This is a genomic window from Desulfobaculum senezii, from assembly GCF_054657395.1.
In genome coordinates, this window is the sequence record NZ_BAAHYU010000002.1 from 513,918 (window position 1) to 539,993 (window position 26,076).

Sequence of the window (26,076 nt, forward strand, 5' to 3'; positions counted from 1 at the left end):
TGGTGTCGGATTCCCCTAACGAGCTTGGATACTTGACTGTCGGCTGAAGCGGCTTATCTAGAGAAATATGCCGAACAGAGACATTCTGCGGTAGCAAGGAGTGCTAATCGAGATGAGCGTTGAATTCAAGGACTACTATGAAATTCTGGGCGTGAGCCGCGGGTCCTCCAAGGAGGATATCGCCAAGGCATTCAAACGCCTTGCACGAAAATACCACCCCGACCTCAACCCGGATAATGCTGAGGCAGAGGCCAAATTCAAGGAAATTAACGAGGCCTACGAGGTGCTCAAGGACCCGGAAAAGCGCCGTATGTACGACCAGCTTGGTCCCAACTGGCAAAACGGGCAAAACTTTGAGCCGCCGCCGGGCTATGAAAATTTTGCGGGCGGCTTTGGCGGCTCCGGATTTAGCGACTTCTTCGAAACCGTCTTTGGTGGTGGTTTTGGAGGCGGCGGTTTTGGCGGGCAGGGTGGTGGATACCATCAGGACCCGTTTGGCGGCTTTGGCGGCGCGGGGTTTAGGCCCGGCCCGTCCAAGGGACGCGACATTGAAACCACGCTGGAGCTGACCCTTGAGGAAGCCTATGCCGGTGGCCGCAAGAACGTGGCCTTTCAGGACCGCGCCCCCGACCCGTCGGGCATGTCGTCGCTGCACACCAAGAACCTTGAGGTGAACATTCCCGCCGGTGTGAAGAACGGCGCGCGCATCCGGCTGTCCGGGCAGGGCTCTCCCGGTCGGCAGGGCGGCCCCGCGGGCGATTTGTACCTGCGGGTGAAGATTCTGCCCCATGCCCGCTTTAAGCTGGATGAAGCCAATGTGACGCTGGACCTGCCCCTTGCGCCATGGGAAGCCGCCCTCGGCACCACGGTGCAGGTGCCCACGCTGGATAAATCCGTGGAGTTGAACGTACCTGCGGGCATCTCCAGCGGGCAGAAGATGCGCATCCGTGGCCGCGGACTGGGCAGTGGCGCCAAGAAGGGCGACCAGTATGTCCGCGTGGTCATCAAGACCCCGCGCGACATCTCGGACGAGGAGCGCGCCCTGTGGCAGAAGCTGGCCGAGACGTCCACCTTCACCCCTCGGGATTTCTGACGCCCGGTTCCTCCATGTGGGCCGGGTGATGGCAAAGCAGGAGAGTGACGCATGCATAAGGATGATATCCGCGGCAAAAATATGCCGATTCCATCTCAGCTTGTTTCATGGACGGTGTTCGTGGAGCTGACGGCGGTGCACCCCTCGCGGCTTGGCGAACTCATCGACATTGGCTGGGTGGAACCCATGGAGGTGTCCGAACGCGGCACCTTCTTCCGCCCGCACGACATCTACCGGGTCCGCAAATTGGTGCGCCTGTGTACGGACCTTGAACTCGGCGTTGTCGGCGGCAGCATCATTGTCGACCTCTTGGCCCGCATTGAGGAACTTGAAAACAGGGTTCAGAATCTCCAGCGTCTGCTGTGACGCATCCGCCGCGCCAGCCCAAGGGGCGGGCGCGGCCATTCCACCGGACCACATCCGGAACCTCTGGAGGGAATGCCATTATGGATATGAACAAGTTTACGCAAAAGTCCCAGACCGCCCTGAACGAGGCGCAGGACAAGGCCGTGAGCCTTGGCCATCAGCAGGTGGATGCCGAGCATCTTCTGCTGGCCCTTGTGGAGCAGAAGGACGGCCTTGTGGGCCGCCTTATCGAAAAGGCGGGCTACGATCCGTCGGCTTACGCCAAGGCCGTGCGCGCGGAGCTGAAAAAGCTGCCGAAGGTCTCCGGCCCTGGCTCCGGTCCGGGACAGATATACGTCACCCAGCGCCTGAACGAGACCCTCGTCAAAGCGCAGGAACTCGCCGGCCGCATGAAGGACGAGTACGTCAGCGTGGAGCACATCTTCCTTGTGCTGGCGGACGAATCCGCCTCCACCGGTGCGGGCCGCGTCAACCGCGACTTCGGCCTGAACCGCGATAAGATTCTGGCCGTGCTCACGGACGTGCGCGGCAGCCAGCGCGTCACCTCCGCCAACCCGGAGGAGACCTACGAGGCGCTGAAAAAGTACGGCCGCGACCTTGTGGAGGCCGCAAAGCAGGGCAAGCTGGACCCCGTCATCGGACGTGACGAGGAAATCCGCCGCTGCATCCGCATTCTGTCGCGCCGCACCAAGAACAACCCCGTGCTCATCGGCGAGGCGGGCGTTGGCAAAACCGCCATCGTCGAGGGGCTGGCCCAGCGCATCCTCAAGCAGGATGTGCCCGAAGGCCTCAAGGACAAGACGGTCTTTGCGCTGGATATGGGCGCGCTCATTGCTGGGGCCAAGTACCGTGGTGAATTTGAGGAGCGCCTCAAGGCTGTGCTGGCCGAGGTGGAAAAGTCCGCCGGGCAGATTCTGCTCTTTATTGACGAGATTCATACCATCGTCGGCGCGGGCAAGACCGAAGGCTCCATGGATGCGGGCAACCTGCTCAAGCCCATGCTGGCGCGCGGCGAACTCCACTGCATTGGCGCAACCACCCTTGATGAGTACCGCAAGTACATCGAAAAGGACCCCGCGCTGGAGCGCCGCTTCCAGCCCGTGGTGGTTGACGAGCCGACCATGGAGGACACCATCTCCATCCTGCGCGGCCTGAAGGAGCGCTTCGAGGTGCACCACGGCGTGCGCATTGCGGACGGCGCCATTGTGGAGGCGGCGACCCTGTCCAACCGCTACATCACCGACCGCCAGCTGCCGGACAAGGCCATTGACCTCATCGACGAGGCCGCGGCCATGATTCGTACGGAAATCGACTCCCTGCCCGCAGACCTTGACCATATCAACCGCAAGGTCATGCAGCTGGAGATTGAGCGCGAGGCCCTGAACCGCGAGACGGACGAGAAATCCCGCGAACGCCTGCGCAAGTTGGAAAAGGAACTGGCCGACCTGCGCGAGGAACAGGCTTCGCTCACCGCGCAGTGGGAGAGCGAAAAGGGCTCCATTGAGGACGTGCGCAAAATCAAGGAGGACATCGAGAAAACCCGCCTTGCCATTGAGGAAGCGGAACGCTCGCTGGACTACAACCGCGCGGCGGAGTTGAAATATTCCACGCTGCCGGACCTTGAAAAGCGCCTTGCCACCTACGAGGGCGAACACGGCGATGAAACCCCGCGTCTGTTGCGCGAGGAGGTCGGCCCTGACGATGTGGCGCAGGTTATCTCGCGCTGGACGGGCATCCCCGTGGCGCGCCTCTTGGAAGGCGAGCGCGAAAAGCTCCTGCGGCTGGAGGACCAGCTTCATGAACGCGTGGTGGGGCAGGACCAAGCCGTCACTGCCGTGGCGGACGCCGTCCTGCGCGCCCGCGCCGGGCTCAAGGACCCCAGCCGCCCCATAGGGTCGTTCATCTTCCTTGGCCCCACGGGCGTGGGCAAGACCGAACTGTGCAAAACCCTTGCGCAGGCGCTCTTTGACACCGAGGAAAACATGGTCCGGCTGGATATGTCCGAATATATGGAAAAGCACACCGTGGCGCGCCTTATTGGAGCGCCTCCCGGATACATCGGCTACGACGAGGGCGGCCAGTTGACCGAAGCCGTGCGCCGCAAGCCGTACTCCGTGGTGCTCTTTGACGAAATCGAAAAGGCGCACCCCGACGTGTTCAACACGCTGCTCCAGATTCTGGACGACGGCCGCCTGACGGACAGCCACGGCCGTACGGTGGACTTCAAGAACACCATTATCATTATGACGTCCAACCTTGGCTCCCAGTATCTCTTGGAGGGCATCCAGAAGGACGGTTCGCTGGCTGACGGCGTGGAGGAGCGCGTGATGGACACCCTGCGCGGCCACTTCCGCCCGGAATTCCTGAACCGCGTGGACGAGGTGGTGAACTTCAAGCCGCTGCTGGCCGAGCAGTTGAAGGCCATTATTGAACTGATGCTGACGGGCCTGCGCCAACGCCTTGCCGAGCGCAAGATGACGCTGACGCTGACTGATGCGGCCAAGGCGCTCATCGCCGATGCGGCCTACGAGCCTGCCTTTGGCGCGCGCCCCCTGCGCCGCTACCTGCAGGCCCACGTGGAGACGCCCCTTGCCAAGGCTATCATCAGCAATACGGTGAGCGAGGGACAGAACGTGGTGGTGGATGCCGCCGAAGGCGGCCTGCGTATCGGCTAGCGCGGTGGCGGGCGGCGCGCCCGGCCTCCGTATGGTCTGTACGCCCCGCAAAGGCGAAACTGCGCGGATTGGCTTGTGGGAAGCTTCACTCAGGGCGACACGGCGTTGCCTGCTTGGGCCAACGGCGTTTCGTCCCCGCGCGGCAAACGAAAAGCATCTATCAAATACAGAGTGAATCACCCCACAGGGTGACAGCAACCACGCCCCGGCGGAGAGTGTCTCCGCCGGGGCGCCTTTTGGTGTGGCCCCGCGTCACGCTTTTCCTGATTCGAATCGGCGTTGACGCGGCAGGCAGGAGGGCGCCCAACACGAAAAGCGCCCGGACAGGTGGACTGTCAGGGCGCTTGCAGTTTTGGGGAATTGCCGTATCGTGGCGCGGCGTTGCTGATCTTTGAAAATATGGCCTGTGGCAGGGCGTTTGCGGGATTTATCCGCTACGCGGTGGCCTCTGTGGCCCCGCCTGATGGGCGGCGTTGTCAAGCGCGGTCCCGGTCACTTCGGATTGCGGCGGTGGCTAGGCCACGGTTGGGCGTGTTCTGCATGAGGCCAGTACGCCGAAGCGGATGCCCCGGCGTACGTTGCGTCTGTTCATTCTGAGCCGACAGAATTGGACACAGGGAGGGTGCGTTGAGCGCTCCCACCGTCTCCCACTCCCACCTGTTACCACTTGCCGATGGTGATGGCGCTGTGCAGGAAGGTGACGATCTTTTGGTCGTACTTGCCGCTTTGGGCCTTGAGCTGGGCTACGGCGTCCTTGGGCTCCATGGCTTCGGCGTAGGGCCGCTTGGAAATCATGGCGCAGTAGGAGTCCGCAATGGCGCAGATGCGGCCAAGGGGCGAAATGTCGGATTTTTTGTTCGGGTAGCCGGAGCCGTCAAGGCGCTCGTGGTGCTCCATGATGCACTGCTGCATCTCGTCGTATTTCAGTCCCAACTTGAGGGCCATCTTGGAGCCGACGAGGGGGTGCATGTTCACCTTGTTGCGCTCGTCCTGCGTTAGGGACTTGGTCTTCTCGCGGATGAAGGCGGGAATTTTGGACATGCCCATATCGTGCAGGAACAGGGCAACGGTGACCTTGTCGTACACGCGGCGGTTAAAGCCGCCGGGGTAGACCTTGCCAAACAGCCACAGTCCCAGACTGCCGGAGCTGAAGCTGTGGTGGGCGAGGGTGTGCTCCTTGTGCAGGCGGCGGGTAAAGGCCTTGATGCGGTTCAGGTCGCCCCACAGGTACTCGGTAAGGACCATCAGGTCGCCGTAGAGCTTGTCAAATACGGCCTGCACCGGCTGCTCAAGGAATTCATTGATGCGGTCCGTCAGGGCATGACGGAAAATCTCCGCGATTTCCGCTTCCTTGAGGTGCTCGTCCTGCAGCACGAGGTCCAGCTGTTTGCTGATGTGCTTGGAGTAGATGTGGTGGTCACTGCGGGCAAGGAAGATGTTGCCCTCCGCGCAAAGTTCTGCAAGTTTCTCCTGCTCGTCTTTGCCCACGCGTTCCCCGGTCTTTTTAAAGATGAGGATTTGGGCCACATCCTCCTTGAGGATGTAGATATTGAGCGGCGGACGAAACTTGGGAAAGCTGGACAGGATTTCAGGAGTGATCTGGTAGTATTCCTCGTCCAGATTATCCAAAATGCCTGATTTTGGTGAAGCCATGTGCGTCAGTACCTCGTAAGCAGGATTGTAGGAAACGTTTGCCGCAAGAATGTCGAGGTTCAAGCGGCCTCAAGTCACGTGGATAACACACTTTGCCTGTGTGAGGAAGCCTGCGAAAAGCCCCTTTTGCGCGGGGACGCGGCGCGGGGCGGCTTTGTCACCGCATTTTGCGGGCAGCGGAAAAGTGTCCTGCATGGGGCGGGGGAAGTCAATCCTTGCAAAGCGGTAGGAATGCAGCCGCTGTGGATGCGCCCCTGCGTGTGAATGGTCTCTTTTATGGCCGGCGTGGCGTGGCCGCCGCCGCATCTGGTGACGCTTCATCGCTGTAGTGTCCCGTTCTTGCTCATTTTCTGCACAACGTTCCGTGCTTTTTTGCTGCATTTTGCAGTTGGGGTCAATTCTCCGGGGAGTGTGGCAAGGCGGGGCCATTTCCCGAAAAGGCGTGAATGGCTGGCATTTCCCCTTGACATGCTCACCTTGTTTGGTGGTAATTTGTGGTAAAAGGTGGGTATGGGTGTATGCCATGAGCATGTTTAGAGGACATTCCTATAGAAGCCTCGACCCTAAGGGTCGGCTTATGCTTCCTCCGGAATTCCGGTCGGCTGCGGCTGATATGGAGTCCGGCGAATGTCTTATGCTCACGAATTTTGACGGCTGCGCCGTCGGCTACCCCCTCCCCGAGTGGGAACGCATCGAAGAGAGTTTTAACCGGATTAATATGCTCGACTCGCGCCTGCGCAATTTTCAGCGCTTTTTCATCTCCGGCGCTATGGAGGTGAAGCTGGACAAGCAGGGACGCATCCTTATCCCCCCGCATCTTAGGCACTACGCGGGGCTGGAGAAGGACGTGGTCATCGCCGGAGTCGGGAGAAAGTTTGAAATATGGAACACGGACACCTTTGAGGCCAAGCGCCGCGAGATGGAGTCGAGCTTTGACGACGACATGTCCGCGCTGGCGGAAAAGGGGTTCGAACTGCGGCTGTAGAGGCGCGCGGGGAGAATGATTATGGGTCAGCAACAGCACGACCCCGCAAAGGTGCACATTCCCGTCCTGAGGGACGAGGTGATAGAGCACCTTGCGCCGCGTCCCGGTGGCCGCTATCTGGACGGCACCCTCGGAATGGGGGGCCATACCGAGGCCATACTCGACGCGGCAGGCGGCGAAGCCGAAGTCGTCGGCTGCGACCGCGACGCACAGGCACTTGCCCTTGCGCAGGAGCGGCTGGACCGCTTTGGCGACAGAGTTCACTTTGCGCACTGCCGCTTTAGTCAGTTTGAGCGCGCGCTGGATGAGTTCGGCTGGAACGAACTCGACGGCGCGCTTGTCGACATTGGCGTCTCGTCCCTGCAGATTGACGACCCCGAACGGGGATTCAGCTTTCTGGAGGACGGGCCGCTGGATATGCGTATGGGCACGCTGGGGGACAGCGAAACCGCATCCGCCATCGTCAATCGCGCCCACGTGGACCGATTGAAGCAAATCATCGGCCGCTACGGCGAGGAGCCCATGGGTGGGCGCATTGCCCGCGCTATTGAGGAAGCGCGGGCCAAGAAGCCCATCGAAACCACCCTTGAGCTGGCCGCCATCGTGGAGGGAGCCTACCCGGCCAAGATGCGCGCCAAGTCGCGCCTGCACCCCGCCACCAGGACCTTTCAGGCCCTGCGGATGGAGGTCAATCAGGAGCTGCGGGAGCTTGAGGACTTTTTGGAGCGCGTGGTGCCGTACCTGAAGCCGGGTGCCCGGCTTGCGGTCATCTCGTTCCATTCCCTTGAGGACAGGATCGTCAAGCGCTTCTTCCAGCGCGAGGCCAAGGGATGCCTGTGCCCGAGGGAGCAGGTCATGTGCATATGCGGCCACTCGCCGCAGGTGAAGATTCTGACCCGCAAACCCGTGACGGCCAAGGATGAGGAACTGGCCGTGAATTCGCGCTCGCGCAGCGCCAAACTGCGCGTGGCGGAAAAACTACAGGAACAAGAGCCAGGAAGATGAGGGGATTCAGGGACTGGCGGAGCCCCGCCGCAGCAACACTGCTGCTGACGTCCCTGCTTCTTGGCCTTGCGATGGTCTGGTGCAACATCGAGCGGATGGACCTCGCCTACAGCCTCAAGGAGCAGCAGGATGCGCTGGACGAGAGGCTGGCCTTGGTCTCCAAGCTGGAGGTGGAGCGAGATAATCTGCTCTCGCCGCACAGGTTGCGGCGTAAGGCGCGCGAACTTGGCCTTGGGCCGGGCGCGCCCGGTCGCATCAGACGCATGCACGATGGACTGGCGCATGATGAACCGCAACATGGAGAGCGTCCCTGATGGCTGCCTACTCGCCCCGTCATGCCAAAACGCGCGACTGGTGCCGAATCCGGCTCGTCGTGGTTGGGGTGGCGTTTGGCCTTTTTTGGCTTGGGTTGTGGGGGCGCGCCTTCTCGGTGCAGATTCTTGATGGCGAGCGCCTCGCCAAGCGGGCCAACAGGCAGCATCTGGCCAGTGAATTCACAAGTGGGGAACGGGGGCGGATCTTTGACAGCCGCGGGCGTGTACTGGCGCAGAGCGTCCAGTGCCGTTCCGTTTTTGCGCGGCCTCTTGATGTAGAGGACCCGCAGCGTGCCGCGCGCGAGCTTTCGCGCGTGCTTGGCATCTCCTCGCGGCAGTTGTACGAGGACCTCACCGCCCATCGCCCCTTTGTGTGGCTGGAGCGGCAGGTGAGCGACCGCGAAGCCGCGGAGGTGGACAAGCTGGACTTTCCCGGCGTGCACCTCGTCACCGAGTATAAGAGACTCTACCCCAACGGCCATCTGGCCGGTCAGCTTCTGGGCTTTTGCGGCCTGGACGGCACCGGGCTGGAGGGCCTTGAGCTGTCCCTGAACGATGCGCTGACGGGCCAAAGCTCCAAGACCATCGTCCAGCGCGACGCGCGCGGGCGCATGCTCTACCTCAATGGTGACATGGAGGACTCCGGGCGTGGGCAGGACGTGCACCTCACCATCGACGCGGACATTCAGGCCGTGGCCGAACGCGCCCTTGAGCGCTCCGTTACCCGCTACAGCGGCAAGTCCGGAACCTGCCTTGTGGTGGATGTCGACTCCGGCTCCATCCTCGCCTGGGCGCAGTACCCGTATTTCAATCCCAATATCTACGGTCAGTACGGGCCGGACATCTGGCGCAACCGCATCGCACTCGACGCGCTGGAGCCCGGGTCCACCTTCAAGCCCTTTGTCATCGCCGTTGCGCTGCAGGAAGGCGTTGTGGCGCCGGACACCAAGCTGGACTGCGAGGGCGGGCGCTACCGCCTTGACGGCGTCACCATCCGCGATACCCACGACTACGACGACCTGACCGTCTCGACCATTCTCAAGAAGTCCTCCAACATCGGCATGTCCAAGATTGCCTTGGAGCTTGGCGCGGAGCGGTTCTACACGTATCTGCGCCGCCTTGGCTTTGGCGAGCGCCTTGATATGCCCCTTGCCGGGCAGAGCCGGGGCATCCTGCGCGACCCGGGCCGCTGGCAGCGGGTGGACACCGCGTCCATCGCCTTTGGTCAGGGCATTGCCACCACGGCGCTGCAAATGGCGCAGGGCTACCTGTGCATCGCCGACGGGGGCGTACTGAGGCCGCTGCGCATCGTGGAAAACGCCGCGCCGCAGGCTCCCAGCCAAAAAGTTTTTGATTCGACAGTAACGTCGCAAGTGCTGCGCATGCTCCGCGATGTGGTGGAGGCGGACGGCACCGGACGCCGCGCACGCATCGACGGCATGGATGTGGGCGGCAAGACCGGCACGGCGCAGAAGGCATCGGCCGCCGGCGGCTACGGCAACAAGTATCTGGCCTCGTTCGTGGGGCTGTTTCCTGCCGAAACGCCGCAGTATCTGGTGATGGTAATGGTTGACGAACCGCATCCTCAGCATTACGGCGGCGTGGTTGCCGCTCCTGCCGTGAGGGACATTGCGCTCGGCGCTATGGCGTACCTTGGCGAGTTGCCCGACGTGGCCGCCAAGAACGCCTTTGCCGCCGGCAAAGGAGGGTCAGCATATGGTCGGACGCTTCCTCGTAGAGTGCATCGCAAGGCTGTTCCCATCACTGACGCCGCAGCGGCCGCACGCGCCGTGCCCGACGTTGTCGGAATGCCCCTCAGGCAGGGCATCGCAGTTTTCGCAAACGCAGGGGTTATGCCGGACCTCCGCGGTAAAGGATACATCATCGGCAAGCAGAGCCCCGCGCCGGGAACGCCGTGGAAAGACGCACGGCGGGCAGTCCTGTGGCTGTCCGACGCGCAGGGGCGGAGTTGATGCGAGCATGAAGAATATATGGAATACGCTTGTCCAGGCTGTCTCGGACGGGCTGATGGTACGGTCGGACTCCCGTCAGGTGAACCCTGGCGAGGTCTTTGTTGCTGCCCCCGGCGCTAGTGTTGATGGCGCCGCGTTTATCCCCAGCGCCCTTGAGCGCGGGGCAAAGTGGATTGTGGCCCGCCCGGGCACCACGCTGCCAGACGGCGCAGACGCCACGCTGGTGGAGCACGACGAGCCGCGCAAGGCCCTTGGCGAGCTGGCCGCCGCCTACTTTAAAACCGCCGAGCACGGGCAGACCGTTATCGGCATCACGGGCACCAACGGCAAGACCACCGTCACATACATGTTGGAGCACGTCCTTGCCGCCGCTGGCCGCAAGGTTGGCGTTATTGGCACTGTGAACTACCGCTGGCCCGGCTTTGCGCTGGACGCGGCCATGACCACGCCGGACTGCTGGCAGCTGCATGAAATCATGGCCAATATGGCCGCCGCAGGTGTGGACACCGTCATCATGGAAGTTTCGTCCCACGCCCTTGATCAGGACCGTGTGGCGGGCCTTGGCTACGATGTGGCCGTGCTGACCAACGTCACGCAGGACCATCTGGACTACCACAAGACCATGGACGCCTACTTCAACGCCAAGGCGCGCCTGTTCACCGACGTGCCGAAGGCGGGCAAGACCACGGTCATCAACGTGGACGACCCCTACGGCCGCATTCTGCTGGACCGCTGTCCCGACGCCATCGGCTACGGCCTGTACTATCCGGCAACGGGCGAGGCGCGCGGGCTGTGGGGCGACATTGTGTCCTGCGATTCGCGCGGGGTGCACCTGTCCATGAAGTTTGGCGAGGAGCGCTGGGAACTCCAGTCCCCGCTTATCGGCAAGCACAACGCGTCCAACCTGCTGGCAGTGCAGGGCGCGGCCCTTGCCCTTGGCGTGAAGCCCCGCCGCCTGAAGGCGCTGGAGAAGTTCTGTGGCGTTCCCGGACGCCTTGAGCGCATCGACAACCGCCGCGGGCTGAATGTGTTTGTGGACTACGCGCACACGCCGGACGCCTTGGAGAACGTGCTTTCCAGCGTCAAGGAACTGGATTTTAAGCGCCTGTTTGTGGTGTTTGGGTGCGGCGGCGACCGCGACCGCGCCAAGCGTCCGCTCATGGGCGAGGCCGTCAGCCACTACGCCGATGTGGCGGTGCTGACCTCGGACAATCCGCGCAGCGAGAATTCCGTCGCCATTATGAATGATGTGCGCCCCGGTTTGTCGAAGTGCAAGTACGTCATCGAGAATCCCGACCGCCGCGGCGCCATCACCGCCGCCCTTGGCGAGATGCGCTCCGGCGATGTGCTGGTCATCGCGGGCAAGGGGCACGAGACGTATCAGGAAATCCGCGGAACGCGCCTGCCCTTTAGCGATGCGCAGGTGGTCAGGGAGATCACGTCGTGAACATGACCCTCGCTCAGGCCGCAGCCGCCATGAACGCGTGTGGCGACATCGACCCTGCGCTGCAGGAGCGCCACATTGCGGCGGTGCGTACGGACAGCCGGGCCGTCCGGCCCGGAGACCTGTTCGTCTGCCTGCCGGGTGCCAAGTTCGATGGGCATAACTTTGTGGAGCAGGCCGTGGCCAGCGGCGCCATTGCCGTGCTGGCCGAGCGGCCCCTGCCCGAGATCATGGACCGGGTGCCTGTGCTGATGGTCACGGATTCCCTCGCCGCGCTGGGCCGCCTTGGCGCGTACTGGCGCAGCCGGACCAGCGCCACCGTGGTGGCGGTGACCGGCTCCGCCGGCAAGACCACCGTCAAGGAGATGCTGGCATCCATCCTTGCGGAAGTGGGCGAGACGGCGCGCAACTACAAGAATTTCAATAATCAGCTCGGCGTGCCCATGTGCATGCTGGACTTTACCGGCGACGAGCGGTTCTGGGTGCTGGAGCTTGGCATCAGCCAGCCGCACGACATGAACGAGCTTGGCGCCATTGTCCGCCCGGACCGCGCGGTTATCGGCAATATCGGTCCCGCGCATTTGGAAGGGCTGGGCGACCTTGACGGCGTGGCCCGGTGCAAGACCGACCTCCTCGACTTTGTGGCGGAAGGCGGGCGCGCCTATGTGAGCATGGATTATCCCCAGCTGTGGCAGGCCGCGACATCGCGCTTTGCCTTGACGGTTGGGTTTTCCACCACGGGCCGGTCGGACCGGTTCAGCGCGCGCTACCTCGGCCATAACGAGGAGGGCGGGCAGTACGAACTGGTGCTGGACGGCGAGCGGGTGGACATCACCATGCCGCTGTGCGGTGCGTATCAGGCCGAGAACATGCTTGCGGCGGCAACCGCTGCCCATGACCTTGGCGCGGGACCGGAGCACATTGCGCGCGGCCTGCGTAGGGCGGCCCTGCCCGAGCACCGCAGCGCCTGCCTGCCCGTTGGCGGGTGGACCCTTGTGGACGACGCCTACAACGCCAATCCGCTGGCCATGCACCGCGCCGTTGACAGTGCGGCGGATATGGCCGGAAGCGCCCCCCTCGTCCTCGTCCTTGGGGCGATGCGCGAGCTGGGCGACACCGCGGCGGACCTGCACCGCGAGCTTGGGCGCGCCATTGCGGCGACCCCGGCGCAAGCGGTGTTCTATGAAGGCGAACACGCCGAAGATGTGGCCGCGGGCCTTGGCAATGGCGAGTGGCCGGGCCGGTTTGTCCGCCTGTCCTCGCCGGAGGCTTTTCCCGAAGCCTTTGACGCCCTCGGCCTTGACGGAGGCGTGGTCCTGTTCAAGGGCTCGCGCTCTACGCAAATGGAACGTTATGTCCAGTCCCTGTCGGACTGGCTCAGTAAAGAGAGCACAGCATGATCTATAATCTGCTTTACCCGCTTTCCAGCGATATAAGCCTGTTTAACGTGTTCCGGTACATCACGTTCCGGAGCGTCTGGGCGCTGCTGACGGCGCTGCTGTTGACCATCGTCATCGGGCCCGCCTTTATCCGCCTGCTCAAGCGCATCAAGTGCGGCCAGCATATCCATGAGGATGTTTCTGCGCATATGTGCAAGGAAGGAACGCCCACCATGGGCGGCCTGCTCCTTGGTTTTTCCCTGCTCACGGCGGTGTTTTTGTGGGCGGACCTGACCAATGTGTACGTGTGGCTGGCGGTGTTTGTGTTTACGGGCTTTGGAGCCATCGGATTCATCGACGACTACCTCAAGGTGGTGAAAAAGCAGAACAAGGGCCTTTCCGCCCTTGGCAAAATGTCCCTGCAGCTTCTGGTTGCGGGTATTGCCATGTTCTTTCTCATCCAGCAGCCCGCTTATGACACGCACCTCGCGTTTCCCTTCTTCAAGGGCCTGCGTCCGGACCTTGGGTGGTTCTACCTGCCCTTTGCCGTGCTGGTCATTGTTGGCTCGTCCAACGCCGTGAACCTGACCGACGGCCTTGATGGCCTCGCCATTGGTCCCAGCATTGTGGCAGGCGCGTGCTTTGCGGTGTTCGTCTACGTGTCCGGCCACTCGGAAATCGCCAAGTATTTGCAGATTCCCTACATGGCCGGAATGGGCGAAGTGACGGTGTTCTGCGGGGCGCTGGTTGGCGCGGGGCTGGGTTTTTTGTGGTTCAACGCCTACCCGGCGCAGGTGTTTATGGGCGATGTGGGGTCGCTGTCCATCGGCGCGACCCTCGGCTTCATCGCCGTGCTGTGCAAGCACGAGCTGGTGCTGGTCATCGTTGGCGGGCTGTTCGTCATTGAGACGTTCTCGGTCATCCTGCAGGTGGGGTACTTCAAGTTCACGGGCGGCAAGCGCATTTTCCGCATGGCGCCGCTGCACCACCACTTTGAGCTGAAGGGCATCCCGGAATCCAAGATCATTACCCGGTTCTGGATTCTGTCCATCCTGCTGGGGCTTTTTGCCCTTTCAACCCTGAAGCTGAGGTAGCCGGTCATGCAGACGCAGCTTGAGCAGACAATGACTGGCAAACGGACCGTGGTGGTGGGCGCGGGCACCTCCGGCCGCAGCGCGGCGCGCCTTGTGCGCGCCCTTGGCGCGGACGTGACGCTTCTGGACGCCAACGAAAACGCGCTGGACGACGCCCTGCGCGCGCAGCTGGAAGGCGAGGGCATTGCCCTGCGCTTTGGCCCCCACAAGCCGGACTATTTTGACGGCGCGGACACGGTGGTGCTGTCTCCGGGCGTCCCCGCCCGCAAAATCCGCGCGCTGTTCCCCATGGACGTTGCCCCGGAGGTGATGTCCGAGCTGGAACTGGCCGGGCGCTACGCCAGCGGCCGCGTTTTGGCTATTACGGGTACCAACGGCAAGACCACAACCACGGCCCTGTGCGCCCACGTGCTGCGCCATATGGGCCTGTCGGTCTTCGAGGGCGGCAATATCGGCACGCCCCTGTCCGAGCATGTGCTCTCCGGACGCGAAGCTGACGCGCTGGTGCTGGAAGTCTCCAGCTTTCAGGCGCAGAACTGTACGTCCTTTCGCCCCGAAGTGGCGGTGCTTCTGAACCTCACCGAGGACCATCAGGACTACCACGCGGACATGGACGAATACCTGCGCGCCAAGCTGAACCTGTTCGCCTTCATGACTGATGAAGACCTCGCCATCGTGCCTGCGGACATGCGCGAAAAGCTGGAGGAATACAGCTTCACCGCCGCGCGGGTGCGGTTTTTCGAGTCGACGGACCGCTTTGAGTGCGACAGGCTCCCCGGCGCGCACAATCAGGCGAACATGGAGGCCGCGTATCAGGCGCTGCGGCGCTTTGGCGTCAACGAGCGCGATATGCGCGAGGCCCTTGCGACGTTTGAGCCGCACCCCCACCGCCTTGAGCGGGTGGGCGAGCATGCGGGCGTCACCTTTGTGAATGATTCCAAGGCGACGACCGTGGCGTCCCTCAAGGCCGCGCTGGAGGCCTTTGAACAGCCTGTGTTGCTGCTGGCCGGCGGCAAGTACAAGGGCGGCGACCTCAAGGCGCTGGCTCCGCTGTTGCGGCGCAAGGTGCGCGCGGTGTGCCTGTTTGGCGATAGCCGCCACATCTTTGAGCAGGCATGGGCGGGCAATGTGCCGCTGGCATGGGAGCGCGACATGGAGGGCGCAGTGCGCCGCCTGATGACATGGGCGGAATCCGGCGACGTGATGCTGCTGTCTCCGGCCACGGCCAGCTATGACCTGTACAACAACTACGGTGAACGCGGCGACGATTTCCGCCGCATATTCAACCTGTTGGAAGAGGAGCTGTAGAACATGGCGAAAGCCGCCGCAAAGACCGCACCCGGCAACCAGCGGGAGAAGGGGCAGGGACAGCGCTTTGATTATGTGCTGCTCTCCGCCGCGCTGATGCTGCTGTGCACGGGCATGGTCATGGTCATGAGCGCCTCGGGCGTGATGGCCGGGCGGCAGCTTGGTGACCCCTACATCTTTTTCCGCAAGCAGGCGCTGTTTACGCTGGCGGGCCTTGGGGTGATGACGGTGTGCTTTTTCACCTCGCGCAAGGTGTTCTACAAGCTGACCTACCTGTGGCTGTTTGGCGCCATGGCCCTTATTCTGCTGACGCTGACGCCACTTGGGGTGGAGGCGGGCGGCGCGCGGCGCTGGCTGCGCTTTGGCGGGCTGTCCCTGCAGCCGCTGGAGTTCAGCAAAATCGCCCTTGTGTTCTACTTGGCCTATTTTTTCAGCCACAAGCAGGACCTCGTCAAAACCTTCAGCGTGGGGTTTGTGCCCCCGGTTTTTGTGACGGGCACGTTGTGTCTGCTGCTTCTGCTGCAGCCAGATTTCGGCGGGGCCGTGTTTCTGTGCGGAATTCTTTTTCTTATGAGCCTTGTAGGCGGGACGAGCCTCGTGTACCTCGGGTCCTCCGTCCTGCTGGCGGCGGGCTGCGCGTGGATGCTGGTCATCCGCGAGCCGTACCGCGTCAAGCGGTTGACGGCCTTTTTGCACCCCTTTGAGAATGCACAGGATTCAGGGTATCAGCTTGTGCAGTCGCTCTACGCCTTTGGCTCCGGCGGCTGGACGGGCGTTGGTCTTGGTGCAGGCAAGCAGAAGCTCCTGTTCCTGCCCGAAGCGCACAACGACTTCATCATGGCCGTGGTGGGCGAGGAGCTGGGCTTCATCGGCGTCTCGCTGGTCTTCGTCATCATGGGGACGCTCATTTGGCGCGGCTTTGCCGTGGCCTGCGCGCAGGAGGATGCACAGGACAGGTTCACCGCCCTTGGCATGGTGCTCATCCTCGCCATGGGCGCGGTGATGAACATGGCCGTGGTCCTTGGCGCCGCGCCGCCCAAGGGCGTGCCCATGCCCTTTATCAGCTACGGCGGCTCCAGCCTGTTTGTGACCTGCATCTGCGTCGGCATGCTGCTGAACCTGTCGCGGAGAAAGAATTGATGATTGAACGCGTCATCCTGACCACCGGGGGAACCGGTGGACACATATTTCCAGCCCTCGCCGTGGCCGAGGAGCTGCGCCGCCGTAATCCGGACGTGCGCATCCTCTTTGTCGGCGGGCGCTATGGCCGCGAGTCCCAGTTTGCGCAGGACGCGGGACTGGACTTCATCGGCCTGCCGGTCCGGGGCATCCTCGGGCGCGGCATCAAGGCTGTGGGCGCGCTGGCCGTCATGGGCGGCGCTGTGTTGCGCGCCCTTGGCATCCTTGGGCGCTTTGGCCCGCAGGCTGTCATCGGCTTTGGCGGGTACGCCTGCTTTGCCCCGGTGCTGGCCGCGCGCCTGCGCGGGGTGCCCTGCGCCGTGCACGAACAAAACAGCGTGCCCGGTGCGGCCAACAGGTTCCTGTCGCGCTTTACCAAGCGGGTATTTGTGAGCTTCCCGGACGAGCGGGGCGCCTTTGCCCCGGAAAAAACCGTGGAGACAGGCAACCCCGTGCGCGAAGTCATCCGCGGCCTCGCGGACAAGACCGTGGAGGAAGCCGGAACGCGCCGCGTTTTGGTGGTGGGTGGCAGCCTTGGCGCGCGGGCGCTGAACGACGCCGTTATCGCCAGCCTGCCGCACCTGCGTGAAAAAGGCATTGAGCTGTGGCACCAGACGGGCGACGCGGACCACGAACGCGTGAAAAGCGCCCTTGAGGGCGACGGCGCGGGCCTCTTCCGCGTGGAGCCGTTTATCCGCGACATGCGCGAGGCCTACGACTGGGCGGACATCGTCCTGTGCCGCTCCGGCGCGACCACGGTTGCGGAGCTGGCGGTGGCGGGCAAGCCCAGCATTCTTGTGCCGTTCCCCCACGCCACGCACGACCACCAGACCGTGAATGCGGGATTTCTGGAAAAGGCCGGCGCGGCGGTGCTGCTGCCGCAGGCCGAGCTGGAAGGGACGGACCTTGCCGCGCGGCTGGACGACATTTTTCAGGAGCCGGGGCGCTTGGCCCGTATGTCCGAGGCGGCACGCGCCCTTGGCGCGCCGCAGGCGGCCGGGAGACTGGTCGACGAGATCGAGGCAATGATCAACGCATAAAGCATGCATAACGGGGACCACCCCGGAAACGATACAAGTGGCTGCATGAAGAACAAAATTAAGAAAATCCATATGGTCGGCATCGGCGGGTCCGGCATGAACGGCATCGCCGAAGTGCTCATCAACCTCGGCTACGAGGTCGCAGGGTCTGACCTTGCGGACAATGCCGTAACGCAGCGCCTGAAAAGCCTTGGCGCAACCGTGCATCAGGGCCACGCCGCAGAGAACCTCGGCGACGCCGATGTGCTGGTGAAGTCCACCGCCGTCAGCGAGGACAACCCGGAGGTTGTTGAAGCGCGCCGTCAGGGCATTGCCGTCATCCCCCGCGCGGAGATGCTGGCGGAGCTGATGCGCCTGAAGCAGGGCATCGCCGTGGCCGGAACCCACGGCAAGACCACCACCACATCGCTGCTGGCCACCATATTTACCGAAGCCAAGCTGGACCCCACCGTCATCATTGGCGGCAGGCTCAACACCTTCGGCTCCAACGCGCTGCTGGGCGAGGGCGAATACCTTGTGGCCGAGGCCGACGAGTCCGACGGCTCGTTCCTGTGCCTTGCGCCCATTGTCACCGTGGTCACCAATATCGATATGGACCACATGGACTTTTACGCGGACATGGACGCCATCCGCGAGAGCTTTGTCAGCTTCATGAACAAGGTGCCGTTCTACGGCATGAACGTGGTTTGCGGCGACAACCCGGTGGTGCGCGAGATTTTGCCCCGCATCAAGCGTCCGGTGATGGTCTATGGCCTTGGCGAGGACTGCCAGTTGCGCGGCGTCATCAAGGAGTGCGAGGCCGAAAGCTGCTTCGACGTTTACTTTGAGGGCGAATACTGGGGCGAAGTGGTGCTTGGTCAGCCCGGCCACCACAACGTGCTGAACGCCCTTGGCGCCATTGGCGTGTCCATTGAGGCTGGCCTGTCCAAGGACGCCATCATCCGCGGCCTGGCCAATTTCGGCGGCGTTGGCCGCCGGTTCGAGCGCAAGGGCGAACGCGACGGCGTGTTGGTGGTGGACGATTACGGTCATCATCCCACGGAAATCATGGCGACCCTCGACACCGCGCGCCAGTGCTACCCGGACCGCAGGCTGGTTGTGGCCTTTCAGCCGCACCGCTTCACACGCACGCAGGCCCTGTTTGGAGAATTCTGCAAGGCATTCAGTCAGGTAGACACATTGATGCTCACCGAGATATACCCCGCAAGCGAGAAGCCGATTCCCGGCGTGAGCGGGCAGAGTCTTGCGCAGGGCATCCGGCAGGTGTCTGAGACGGATGTGCAGTTCTTTGAGGATTTCGACGCCCTGTCGGGCGCACTGCCGGAGACGCTCCGTCCCGGTGATGTGCTGCTGACGCTGGGCGCTGGGAATATCTGGACCATCGGCACGCAGTGGCTTGACGGCTCTAAAGGATAGCAGACGAGAGGGAACAATGGGACTCAAGGTTCTTCCGGGACCGAGCATGCAGCAGCGCACCACGCTTCGCCTTGGCGGCACCGCCACGGCAGAGATCGTTGTCGGGCATGTCAACGATCTGGATGAGCTGCCCGGAGCGCTGGAAAAGCTGGGTGTGCCGCCGCTCATGTTGGGCAAAGGCTCCAACCTGCTAGCCCGCGACGGCGAGCTCCCCCTTGCTCTTGTCCGCGTGCCCGAGCCGGCAAAGCCGGAGATCGTCGGTTTTTCCGGCGACCGGGTTACCGTGTGCGCCGATGCAGGAATGGGCCTGCCTGCCTTCCTGTCATGGGTGGCGTCCAAGGGCCTTGCCGGTATGGAAGGGCTTTCGGGCATCCCCGGCACCATCGGCGGCGCAGTGGCCATGAATGCCGGATCCTACGGCACGGACATGAGCCGCGTTATGCGGCGGGTTCTGCTGTTTTCCCCGTGCTGCGGCCTGCGCTGGGCGGACCGCGAGGACGTACTGACCGGCTACCGCCACTTTGCCCCGCGCACCGTGGACGAGTGGTTCCTCGTCATGGGTGTGGAGGTGGACCTCAAGGAGGACAGCCGCGAGGCCATTAAGTCCCGTATGGCCGAGACCATGAACACCAAACGCGCGTCCCAGCCGCTGGAGGCATGGAGCGCCGGATGCGTGTTCAAGAATCCGCAGGCCAACTCTGCCGGCCGGCTGCTGGATGAAGCGGGATTCCGCGGACGCCAGCTTGGCGGCATGGCGTTCTCCGAGCGGCACGCAAACTTTTTGGTGAACACGGGTGGCGGGACCAGCGCCGACGCCCTTGCCCTTATTGCGGAGGCGCAGAGCGCCGTATCCCGCACACACGGGATAGACCTTGAGCTGGAAGTGAAGGTCATCCCATGAGCGCTGCGCGCGCTGTCCACACGAGGCGCGCAGCGGGCAGAAACGGCAGAAATCGTCCCCGGCGGACAGGGGGAACCCGGATACGCCCGGGAAAGGCCGTTGTCTGGTTCTTTGTCATACTGATGGGAGCGGTGCTTGTCGGCACCATCAGCCTTGGGCTGCTTGTGGGCTTTCGGTGGGTGACCACCAGCCCCTTCTTTGCCCTGCGGTCCATCGAAGTGGTGGGCTGCACGCGCCTGACGCCCGAGGAAGTGGTGGACCTGTCCGGAGCCGAACTTGGGGACAACGTCCTTGAGCTGAAGCTGCCGGACATCGAGGAAAGCGTCTTTGCCCACCCATGGACCAAGGTGGTGATGGTCCGGCGCATTTTGCCCGGACAACTGCGCATCACCATTGAGGAACGCCACCCGGCCTACTGGATTCGTACCGTGGAAGGGCTGGCGTACGTGGACGCGCAGGGCGAGGTCATCGACAAAGTGGGCGCGGACCGGTTGGTGCCGCTGCCGCTTCTGGACATCGCCGAGGGAGCCGAGGAGGACGTGGACATCCTGCCGGAATTTCTGCAGGCGGTGGTGCACACGGGGGTGCCGGTGACTGCGCAGGCAGCCAGCTTCATCCACGTGGGCACGCGCTCCGTGAAAATGATTTTTGACGACCCTTCGCTCACGCTGGTTGTGGAACGCGAAGGCTGGAAAAGGAATATGCACAGGTTGGGCCTGGTCTGGAACGACCTTGTGCGGCGCGGTGAAGCGCCGAACGTTGACGTCATACGCGTCGTCGGCGGCAAGGTTTTCGTCCGGGCCTAGAGCCTGTCCCGCCATGTGCGGGAGACATACGGAAGGAGAACGGCATGGCCAAGTCAGAACTCATAGTCGGTCTGGATGTCGGCACCACCAAGATTTGCGCGGTGGTCGGCGAGCTGACCCCCGATGGTGTCGATGTCGTTGGTATCGGCACCAGCCCGTCCCACGGACTGCGCAAGGGTGTCGTCGTGAACATCGAGCAGACCGTCCAGTCCATCAAAAAGGCCCTCGAAGAGGCCGAACTGATGGCTGGATGCGACATCCGCTCGGTGTATGCGGGCATCGCGGGAAGTCACATCAAGGGCTTCAACAGCCACGGCGTTATCGCCGTCAAGGGAGGCGAAGTCGCCCAGCGCGATGTCGAACGCGTCATCGACGCAGCCAAGGCCGTTGCCATCCCCCTTGACCGCGAAGTGCTGCATATCCTGCCGCAACAATACATTGTGGATGACCAGCGCGGCATTCACGACCCGCTGGGTATGGCTGGTGTGCGGCTGGAAGTAAAGGTGCACATCGTCACCGGCGCGGCAACATCCGCCCAGAACATCGTGCGCTCCTGCCATCGGTCGGGGCTGGATGTGGCGGACATCGTGCTGGAAGCTTTGGCGTCGTCCAAGTCCGTGCTCACCGAAGAGGAGCGCGAGATTGGCGTCGCCCTTGTGGATATCGGCGGAGGGACCACGGATGTGGCCATCATCTCCGAGGATTCCATTAAACACACGTCGGTTCTTGCCCTTGGCGGGGCGAACCTGACCAATGATATTGCCTTTGGCCTGCGTACCCCCATGGCCGCAGCGGAACAGATTAAAATCCGCTACGGCTGCGCGCTGGCCGAACTGGTGCCCGGCGATGAGTTCATCGAAGTGCCAAGCGTTGGCGACCGCGAACCGCGCCGCCTGTCGCGGCAGGTGCTGGCCGACATCTGCGAGCCGCGCGTGGAGGAAATCCTCGCCCTCGTGGAGCAGGAACTGGCCCGCTCCGGCTTCAAGGACAAGCTTGGCGCCGGCGTCGTCCTCACGGGCGGCACGGCCCTCATCGAAGGCGTTCAGGAACTGGGCGAACAGATATTCAACATGCCCACACGCATCGGCTACCCCCGAGAAATCGGCGGCCTGCGCGATGTGGTCAACAGCCCCATGTACGCCACCGCAGCCGGCCTGCTCCAGTACGGAGCCGAAAAGGAAGGCACGGGGCAGAACTTCAGCATGCGGGATGAAGGGATGTTCAACCGCATCTTGGGGAAGATGCGGAAATGGTTCATAGATGTGAAATAGCGGGGATTTTGCGCCCGTCATGCCAAAGGCGGGCTCACCCTTGGGGAAGGAAGGAGGATACGCATGGATTATTTGGAACTTGAAAACGAAAGCGCGGCGAAAATAAAAGTCGTCGGCGCGGGTGGCGGCGGCGGTAACGCTGTCAACAACATGATCAATTCGGCCTTGAAGGGCGTCACCTTCATTGCCGCAAACACGGACGTTCAGGCCCTGAACAAGTCCCGCGCCGAGTTCAAGATTCAACTCGGCGAAAAGCTGACCAAGGGCCTTGGCGCAGGCGCGGACCCCGAAGTGGGCCGCGAAGCCGCCACAGAGAGCATCGACCAGATTCGCGAGAGCCTTATGGGCGCGGACATGGTCTTTGTCACCGCCGGTATGGGCGGCGGCACCGGTACCGGTGCGGCTCCCGTCATTGCCGAGGTGGCCAAGGAAATGGGCGCCCTGACCGTTGGCGTGGTGACCAAGCCCTTCTACTTTGAGGGCAAGCGCCGTCTGGAAAGCGCCGAACGGGGGATTAAGAACCTCTCGGACAACGTGGACAGCCTCATCACCATTCCTAACGACAGGCTGCTGTCCTTGGCGTCCAAGAAGGCCACCTTCCTTGACATGCTCAAGAAGGCTGACGAGGTGCTCTACTACGCCGTGAAGGGTATTTCCGATCTCATCATGGTTCCCGGCCTTATCAACCTCGACTTTGCCGACGTGAAGGCCGTCATGGCCGAGTCCGGCCTTGCCATGATGGGCACCGGCATTGCGCGCGGCGAGTCCCGCGCCCGCGAGGCCGCTATGAAGGCCATCACCAGCCCGCTGCTTGAGGACGTCTCCATCGACGGTGCTCGCGGCGTGCTGATGAACATCACCTGCGGACCGGACCTTGCCATTGACGAAGTGGCCGAGGCCGCAAGCACCATCTCCGAGGCCGCGCACGAGGACGCCCGTATCTACTTCGGTACCGTCTTTGAGCAGGAAGCCAGCGACGAGATGCGCATCACCGTCATCGCCACCGGCATAGAGACCAAGCAGCAGGTGCCTGTTTCCGGCAACGGCGACGCGTTGTCCATGCTCAAGGGCATGCAGGGCGGTTCGGCCAAGAGCATGCGCACCGGCGGCGGTGGGAGCGGCGCGGCAGGTGCCCACCACGGGCAGAACGCGCCCCAGCCGGCACAGCCGCAGCAGCAGAACATGACCACGCCCAAGACCCTGTCCCGCGAGGACAGGCTCCGCCGTGCGGAACAGTTCGCCAAGAACGACCCGGACCTCCAGACGCCGACATACCTCCGCCGTGGCAAGCGGGGGCAGGGCGCTGGCACCAACCCGCAGGTGGGATCGCAGGGAACGGAGGATTTCGTCTTTGACGAAGATGACTTCGAAACTCCCGCATTCCTGAGGGCTCAGGCCGACTAAGCAACTATGGGTATCCTCCCCGGTGAGGCCCGGAAGCTGTGTGTATCCCCCGCAGTGTTTTCCGGCCTCCGGGCTTCACACCCCCGCTGCGGCGGGGGACGGGGCATCCTGCGTCATATGGAGACTGAACGGATTTGAGACGGAAACCTCGCAAGAACATCTTTGCCGATCCGAAGCGCGTTCGGAAAAAGCGTATCTTCGCCGCCGCCTTCCTTGCTGTGGCCGCCTGCTTTGTGCTGGTGACCGTAGCCCTTTCCCCGCAAAGCGGCGGTTCCCCCGAACGTGTGGCGCAAACGGCGCACACTGACGGCAGCACCGAAACGGCGGAAACCACCGCAGGTGGATGCTCCGCCAAACATGATGCCGCCACTCCCCCGCCCGTGGCGGACGCGCCAGCTCCCAAGCCGGCGCCGGTGTGCGAGGTTATCAAGGCCACCGTCAAAAGCGGCCAGACCGCGACGGCGCTCCTCGGGGATTGGCTCTCCCCGCTCGATATCCACAACCTCTCCGCCCTATGCGACAAGGCCTTCCCCCTGTCCCGCATGCGCGTGGGGCGTCCGTACGCCATTACCACGCAGGACGAGGCGCTCAGGCGCTTTGAATACGAAATCGACAACGAGGAAAAGCTCGTTATCGAGCGCGCCGACGATGGGTTTGACGTCCGCGTGGAGGACATTCCCTACGACGTGAAAACCTGCGTGGTGGACGGCACTATTGAATCCTCGCTGTACGGCGCGGTGCAAACCGCTGGCGAACATCCCGCCCTTGCGGTGCGCCTTGCCGATATCTTTGCGTGGGATGTGGACTTCATCCGCGACATCCGCGAGGGCGACTCCTTCCGCGCCATTGTGGAAAAGCGCTACCGCGAGGGGACGTTTACAGGCTATGGCCGCATTGAGGCCGCTGAATTCGTCAACCGCGGCGACAGATTCCGCGGCTACCTGTTTGCGGATAAGAACGGCGTGGAGCACTATTACGACGAAACGGGCAAGTCCCTGCGCAAGGCCTTCCTCAAGGCGCCCTTGTCCTTTACGCGTATTTCGTCGGGCTATTCCATGAGCCGCCTGCACCCCATCCTTAAGATTCGCCGCCCACACCAGGGCATCGACTACGCCGCCCCGCGCGGCACGCCTATTAAGGCCATTGGCGACGGCGTCATCATCAAGCGCGCCCGTGGCAAGGGCGCGGGCAATTACATCAAGATTCGCCACAACAGCGTGTACGAGTCCGTGTATATGCATATGAGCCGCTACGCCAAAGGCACACACCGTGGCTCCCGCGTGAAGCAGGGGCAGGTCATCGGCTACGTTGGTGCCACCGGCTACGCCACAGGACCGCACCTTGATTTCCGCATCAAGAAAAACGGCGCCTACGTCAACCCGCGCCACGTCAAATCCCCACCGGCAAACCCGGTCTCGAAGGCGCAGATGGCCCAATTCCAAGAAACCATCACCCCCCTCGCCGCCAAACTCGACAGCCTCGACACCCTCCACGCCGCAGCAGAGGACGCTGGGGATGTGGTGGTGAATTAGGGGGGGCTTGTTTGGGGCTTGGGACGTTTGTCTTCCATAACCTTTTCATCCATGGCTGAATGTCTATGTCTATTGCTGATGCTGCATCGACTGGTGCGCACTGTTTAAAAATTCTTTTTGTTGTCGGTGGGTTGCCTTTTGGTGGCGTCGAAACCATGACTCTTCTTACCGCCAAAGAGCTCCGAAAGCGTGGGCATCAGCCGGTCATTGTGAATATTTCCGGCACGGGAGAGTATCATCAGGCCTATGTGGACGCTGGCTTTCCGCCTGAAACCCTTGGCTCGAATAAAAAGGTGTTGAAGACAACGAGCGTGTCAACTGTGCGCAAGATGAGGCAGTTGATTCGGCGTATCCAGCCGGATATCATTCACACTGCGCATTTTTCAGCCAATTATCATACTCGTCTTGCCGCCATTGCCCTTGGAATTCCTGTCGTCACGCATATCCGTAATATTAAGCATGAAAGGCCTTCTCGCAGGTTGGCTGACAAGCTCCTTTCCTTTGCGACAGATAAGTACATAGCCGTGTCAGGTATGGTCGCAGATCTTATTGAAAAAGAGCACAATGTGGCGAAACGGCCTGTTGACGTCATATACAATGCAATTTCAGAAGATAAAATGGACGTTGCACCTCTGGATGTTACTGAGATTGGAGTGACACCAGGAGTCCCGCTTATTGTGTGCTGCTCTCGGCTTGTCTCGCAAAAGAACCTTGATCTTGTCGTTGCGGCTCTTGGACAGGTAAGGGAATCTCTTCCTGAGACGGAATTGCTCATCCTCGGTGACGGTCCCGAACGGACGCGCCTGGAATCCTTGGCCGATGAACGGGGACTTCGGGAGGCAGTGACTTTCACAGGTTTCCGCAGAGATGTGCCGCAGATACTGCAAGGCGTTAGCCAGCAGCAGTCCATTTTCGCTATGCCATCAGATTACGAAGGTTTCTCCAATTCGCTTACAGAAGCCATGTACTGCGGATTGCCAGGAATCATCAGTAACTATGTTCCCAATAAAGAAGTCACAGAAGGTGCAACTGTTCTTGTGCGCCGTGATTCGGAGGATATCGCGAGGAACATGCTTGCCATTTTGGGGAGTGAGGAAGCCTATTCCCGAATGCGAGAAAAGGCGAAGCGTATTGCCCGGTCGCTTACCGTGGAAAAGCATGTGGATACGTTGCTTGTGGTATATTCGAGCCTTGTGCAGAGTTAGCCCACATTGAAAAGCAACGATGGAGTAGTTGTT

The 26,076-nt window shown here is 62.3% G+C and carries 21 protein-coding genes; 20 read left to right on the forward strand and 1 reads right to left on the reverse strand.

Features of this window, described 5'->3' with window-relative positions; all coding sequences use genetic code 11:
- Nucleotides 1-112 precede the first annotated feature (112 nt).
- From ACYQ2T_RS03050 to clpB, 3 genes are all read left to right on the forward strand, one after another.
- Nucleotides 113-1,093 carry a DnaJ C-terminal domain-containing protein gene (locus tag ACYQ2T_RS03050; protein ID WP_459898346.1) on the forward strand — a complete coding sequence of 327 codons (981 nt, stop codon included), beginning with the start codon at nucleotides 113-115 and terminating at the stop codon, nucleotides 1,091-1,093.
- A 51-nt stretch (nucleotides 1,094-1,144) separates the two neighbouring features.
- Entirely contained in the window at nucleotides 1,145-1,459 is a 315-nt protein-coding gene (locus tag ACYQ2T_RS03055; RefSeq protein WP_459898348.1) for a chaperone modulator CbpM, read from the forward strand.
- An 80-nt stretch (nucleotides 1,460-1,539) separates the two neighbouring features.
- A complete protein-coding gene (clpB, locus tag ACYQ2T_RS03060; protein WP_459898349.1) occupies nucleotides 1,540-4,134 on the forward strand; it encodes an ATP-dependent chaperone ClpB in 2,595 nt (864 codons plus the stop codon).
- Between the two features lie 660 nt (nucleotides 4,135-4,794).
- Here the strand turns inward: clpB and ACYQ2T_RS03065 are convergent.
- Nucleotides 4,795-5,850: an HD-GYP domain-containing protein gene (locus ACYQ2T_RS03065; protein ID WP_404845943.1), complete on the reverse strand. Its 1,056-nt coding sequence runs from the start codon at nucleotides 5,848-5,850 to the stop codon at nucleotides 4,795-4,797.
- A 466-nt stretch (nucleotides 5,851-6,316) separates the two neighbouring features.
- Here ACYQ2T_RS03065 and mraZ point away from each other — a divergent pair, with 466 nt between their 5' ends.
- The 17 genes from mraZ (at nucleotide 6,317) to ACYQ2T_RS03150 (ending at nucleotide 26,043) form a co-directional block, all read left to right on the forward strand.
- Nucleotides 6,317-6,772 carry a division/cell wall cluster transcriptional repressor MraZ gene (gene mraZ, locus ACYQ2T_RS03070; RefSeq protein WP_404846053.1) on the forward strand — a complete coding sequence of 152 codons (456 nt, stop codon included), beginning with the start codon at nucleotides 6,317-6,319 and terminating at the stop codon, nucleotides 6,770-6,772.
- Between the two features lie 21 nt (nucleotides 6,773-6,793).
- Nucleotides 6,794-7,777: a 16S rRNA (cytosine(1402)-N(4))-methyltransferase RsmH gene (gene rsmH, locus ACYQ2T_RS03075; RefSeq protein WP_459898352.1), complete on the forward strand. Its 984-nt coding sequence runs from the start codon at nucleotides 6,794-6,796 to the stop codon at nucleotides 7,775-7,777.
- Nucleotides 7,774-8,091 (forward strand): hypothetical protein, encoded by a 318-nt coding sequence (locus tag ACYQ2T_RS03080; RefSeq protein WP_459898354.1) that lies wholly within the window; start codon nucleotides 7,774-7,776, stop codon nucleotides 8,089-8,091. Before rsmH ends, ACYQ2T_RS03080 begins: the two co-directional genes overlap by 4 nt.
- Nucleotides 8,091-10,064: a penicillin-binding transpeptidase domain-containing protein gene (locus ACYQ2T_RS03085; protein ID WP_459898356.1), complete on the forward strand. Its 1,974-nt coding sequence runs from the start codon at nucleotides 8,091-8,093 to the stop codon at nucleotides 10,062-10,064. Before ACYQ2T_RS03080 ends, ACYQ2T_RS03085 begins: the two co-directional genes overlap by 1 nt.
- A gap of 7 nt (nucleotides 10,065-10,071) precedes the next feature.
- Nucleotides 10,072-11,511 (forward strand): UDP-N-acetylmuramoyl-L-alanyl-D-glutamate--2,6-diaminopimelate ligase, encoded by a 1,440-nt coding sequence (locus ACYQ2T_RS03090; protein ID WP_459898358.1) that lies wholly within the window; start codon nucleotides 10,072-10,074, stop codon nucleotides 11,509-11,511.
- 2 nt (nucleotides 11,512-11,513) lie between these two features.
- Complete coding sequence (locus ACYQ2T_RS03095) at nucleotides 11,514-12,908, forward strand: UDP-N-acetylmuramoyl-tripeptide--D-alanyl-D-alanine ligase (protein ID WP_459900078.1); 1,395 nt, start codon at nucleotides 11,514-11,516, stop codon at nucleotides 12,906-12,908.
- Nucleotides 12,905-13,981, forward strand: coding sequence for a phospho-N-acetylmuramoyl-pentapeptide-transferase (gene mraY, locus ACYQ2T_RS03100; protein WP_459898360.1), 1,077 nt, complete (start codon nucleotides 12,905-12,907; stop codon nucleotides 13,979-13,981). The genes ACYQ2T_RS03095 and mraY overlap by 4 nt, the downstream gene beginning before the upstream one ends.
- A gap of 6 nt (nucleotides 13,982-13,987) precedes the next feature.
- A complete protein-coding gene (murD, locus tag ACYQ2T_RS03105) occupies nucleotides 13,988-15,289 on the forward strand; it encodes a UDP-N-acetylmuramoyl-L-alanine--D-glutamate ligase (protein ID WP_459898362.1) in 1,302 nt (433 codons plus the stop codon).
- A 3-nt stretch (nucleotides 15,290-15,292) separates the two neighbouring features.
- A complete protein-coding gene (gene ftsW / locus ACYQ2T_RS03110; RefSeq protein ID WP_459898364.1) occupies nucleotides 15,293-16,429 on the forward strand; it encodes a putative lipid II flippase FtsW in 1,137 nt (378 codons plus the stop codon).
- Nucleotides 16,430-16,431: 2 nt separating this feature from the next.
- Nucleotides 16,432-17,508, forward strand: a complete 1,077-nt coding sequence (gene murG, locus ACYQ2T_RS03115; protein ID WP_459900079.1) for an undecaprenyldiphospho-muramoylpentapeptide beta-N-acetylglucosaminyltransferase — start codon at nucleotides 16,432-16,434, stop codon at nucleotides 17,506-17,508.
- Between the two features lie 45 nt (nucleotides 17,509-17,553).
- On the forward strand, nucleotides 17,554-18,924 hold the full coding sequence (gene murC / locus ACYQ2T_RS03120; protein ID WP_459898365.1) for a UDP-N-acetylmuramate--L-alanine ligase: 1,371 nt from the start codon (nucleotides 17,554-17,556) through the stop codon (nucleotides 18,922-18,924).
- A 16-nt stretch (nucleotides 18,925-18,940) separates the two neighbouring features.
- Nucleotides 18,941-19,825 (forward strand): UDP-N-acetylmuramate dehydrogenase, encoded by an 885-nt coding sequence (murB, locus tag ACYQ2T_RS03125; RefSeq protein ID WP_459898367.1) that lies wholly within the window; start codon nucleotides 18,941-18,943, stop codon nucleotides 19,823-19,825.
- A 122-nt stretch (nucleotides 19,826-19,947) separates the two neighbouring features.
- Nucleotides 19,948-20,631 (forward strand): cell division protein FtsQ/DivIB, encoded by a 684-nt coding sequence (locus ACYQ2T_RS03130; RefSeq protein WP_459898369.1) that lies wholly within the window; start codon nucleotides 19,948-19,950, stop codon nucleotides 20,629-20,631.
- Nucleotides 20,632-20,675: 44 nt separating this feature from the next.
- Nucleotides 20,676-21,902, forward strand: coding sequence for a cell division protein FtsA (ftsA, locus tag ACYQ2T_RS03135; RefSeq protein WP_404845932.1), 1,227 nt, complete (start codon nucleotides 20,676-20,678; stop codon nucleotides 21,900-21,902).
- A 63-nt stretch (nucleotides 21,903-21,965) separates the two neighbouring features.
- Entirely contained in the window at nucleotides 21,966-23,306 is a 1,341-nt protein-coding gene (gene ftsZ / locus ACYQ2T_RS03140) for a cell division protein FtsZ (protein ID WP_459898371.1), read from the forward strand.
- A 134-nt stretch (nucleotides 23,307-23,440) separates the two neighbouring features.
- On the forward strand, nucleotides 23,441-24,838 hold the full coding sequence (locus ACYQ2T_RS03145; RefSeq protein WP_459898373.1) for a M23 family metallopeptidase: 1,398 nt from the start codon (nucleotides 23,441-23,443) through the stop codon (nucleotides 24,836-24,838).
- Nucleotides 24,839-24,903: 65 nt separating this feature from the next.
- Nucleotides 24,904-26,043, forward strand: coding sequence for a glycosyltransferase (locus ACYQ2T_RS03150; protein ID WP_459898375.1), 1,140 nt, complete (start codon nucleotides 24,904-24,906; stop codon nucleotides 26,041-26,043).
- Nucleotides 26,044-26,076 lie beyond the last annotated feature (33 nt).

Coding starts and splice junctions, on each gene's coding strand:
- ftsA (WP_404845932.1), top strand. CDS start 20,676: ATGGCCAAGTCAGAACTCATAGTCGGTCTGGATGTCGGCACCACCAAG.
- ACYQ2T_RS03090 (WP_459898358.1), top strand. CDS start 10,072: ATGAAGAATATATGGAATACGCTTGTCCAGGCTGTCTCGGACGGGCTG.
- mraZ (WP_404846053.1), top strand. CDS start 6,317: ATGTTTAGAGGACATTCCTATAGAAGCCTCGACCCTAAGGGTCGGCTT.
- mraY (WP_459898360.1), top strand. CDS start 12,905: ATGATCTATAATCTGCTTTACCCGCTTTCCAGCGATATAAGCCTGTTT.
- ACYQ2T_RS03085 (WP_459898356.1), top strand. CDS start 8,091: ATGGCTGCCTACTCGCCCCGTCATGCCAAAACGCGCGACTGGTGCCGA.
- rsmH (WP_459898352.1), top strand. CDS start 6,794: ATGGGTCAGCAACAGCACGACCCCGCAAAGGTGCACATTCCCGTCCTG.
- ACYQ2T_RS03080 (WP_459898354.1), top strand. CDS start 7,774: ATGAGGGGATTCAGGGACTGGCGGAGCCCCGCCGCAGCAACACTGCTG.
- ACYQ2T_RS03050 (WP_459898346.1), top strand. CDS start 113: ATGAGCGTTGAATTCAAGGACTACTATGAAATTCTGGGCGTGAGCCGC.
- ftsZ (WP_459898371.1), top strand. CDS start 21,966: ATGGATTATTTGGAACTTGAAAACGAAAGCGCGGCGAAAATAAAAGTC.
- ftsW (WP_459898364.1), top strand. CDS start 15,293: ATGGCGAAAGCCGCCGCAAAGACCGCACCCGGCAACCAGCGGGAGAAG.
- ACYQ2T_RS03055 (WP_459898348.1), top strand. CDS start 1,145: ATGCATAAGGATGATATCCGCGGCAAAAATATGCCGATTCCATCTCAG.
- murD (WP_459898362.1), top strand. CDS start 13,988: ATGCAGACGCAGCTTGAGCAGACAATGACTGGCAAACGGACCGTGGTG.
- murB (WP_459898367.1), top strand. CDS start 18,941: ATGGGACTCAAGGTTCTTCCGGGACCGAGCATGCAGCAGCGCACCACG.
- murC (WP_459898365.1), top strand. CDS start 17,554: ATGAAGAACAAAATTAAGAAAATCCATATGGTCGGCATCGGCGGGTCC.
- ACYQ2T_RS03150 (WP_459898375.1), top strand. CDS start 24,904: ATGTCTATTGCTGATGCTGCATCGACTGGTGCGCACTGTTTAAAAATT.
- ACYQ2T_RS03130 (WP_459898369.1), top strand. CDS start 19,948: ATGGGAGCGGTGCTTGTCGGCACCATCAGCCTTGGGCTGCTTGTGGGC.
- ACYQ2T_RS03095 (WP_459900078.1), top strand. CDS start 11,514: ATGACCCTCGCTCAGGCCGCAGCCGCCATGAACGCGTGTGGCGACATC.
- clpB (WP_459898349.1), top strand. CDS start 1,540: ATGGATATGAACAAGTTTACGCAAAAGTCCCAGACCGCCCTGAACGAG.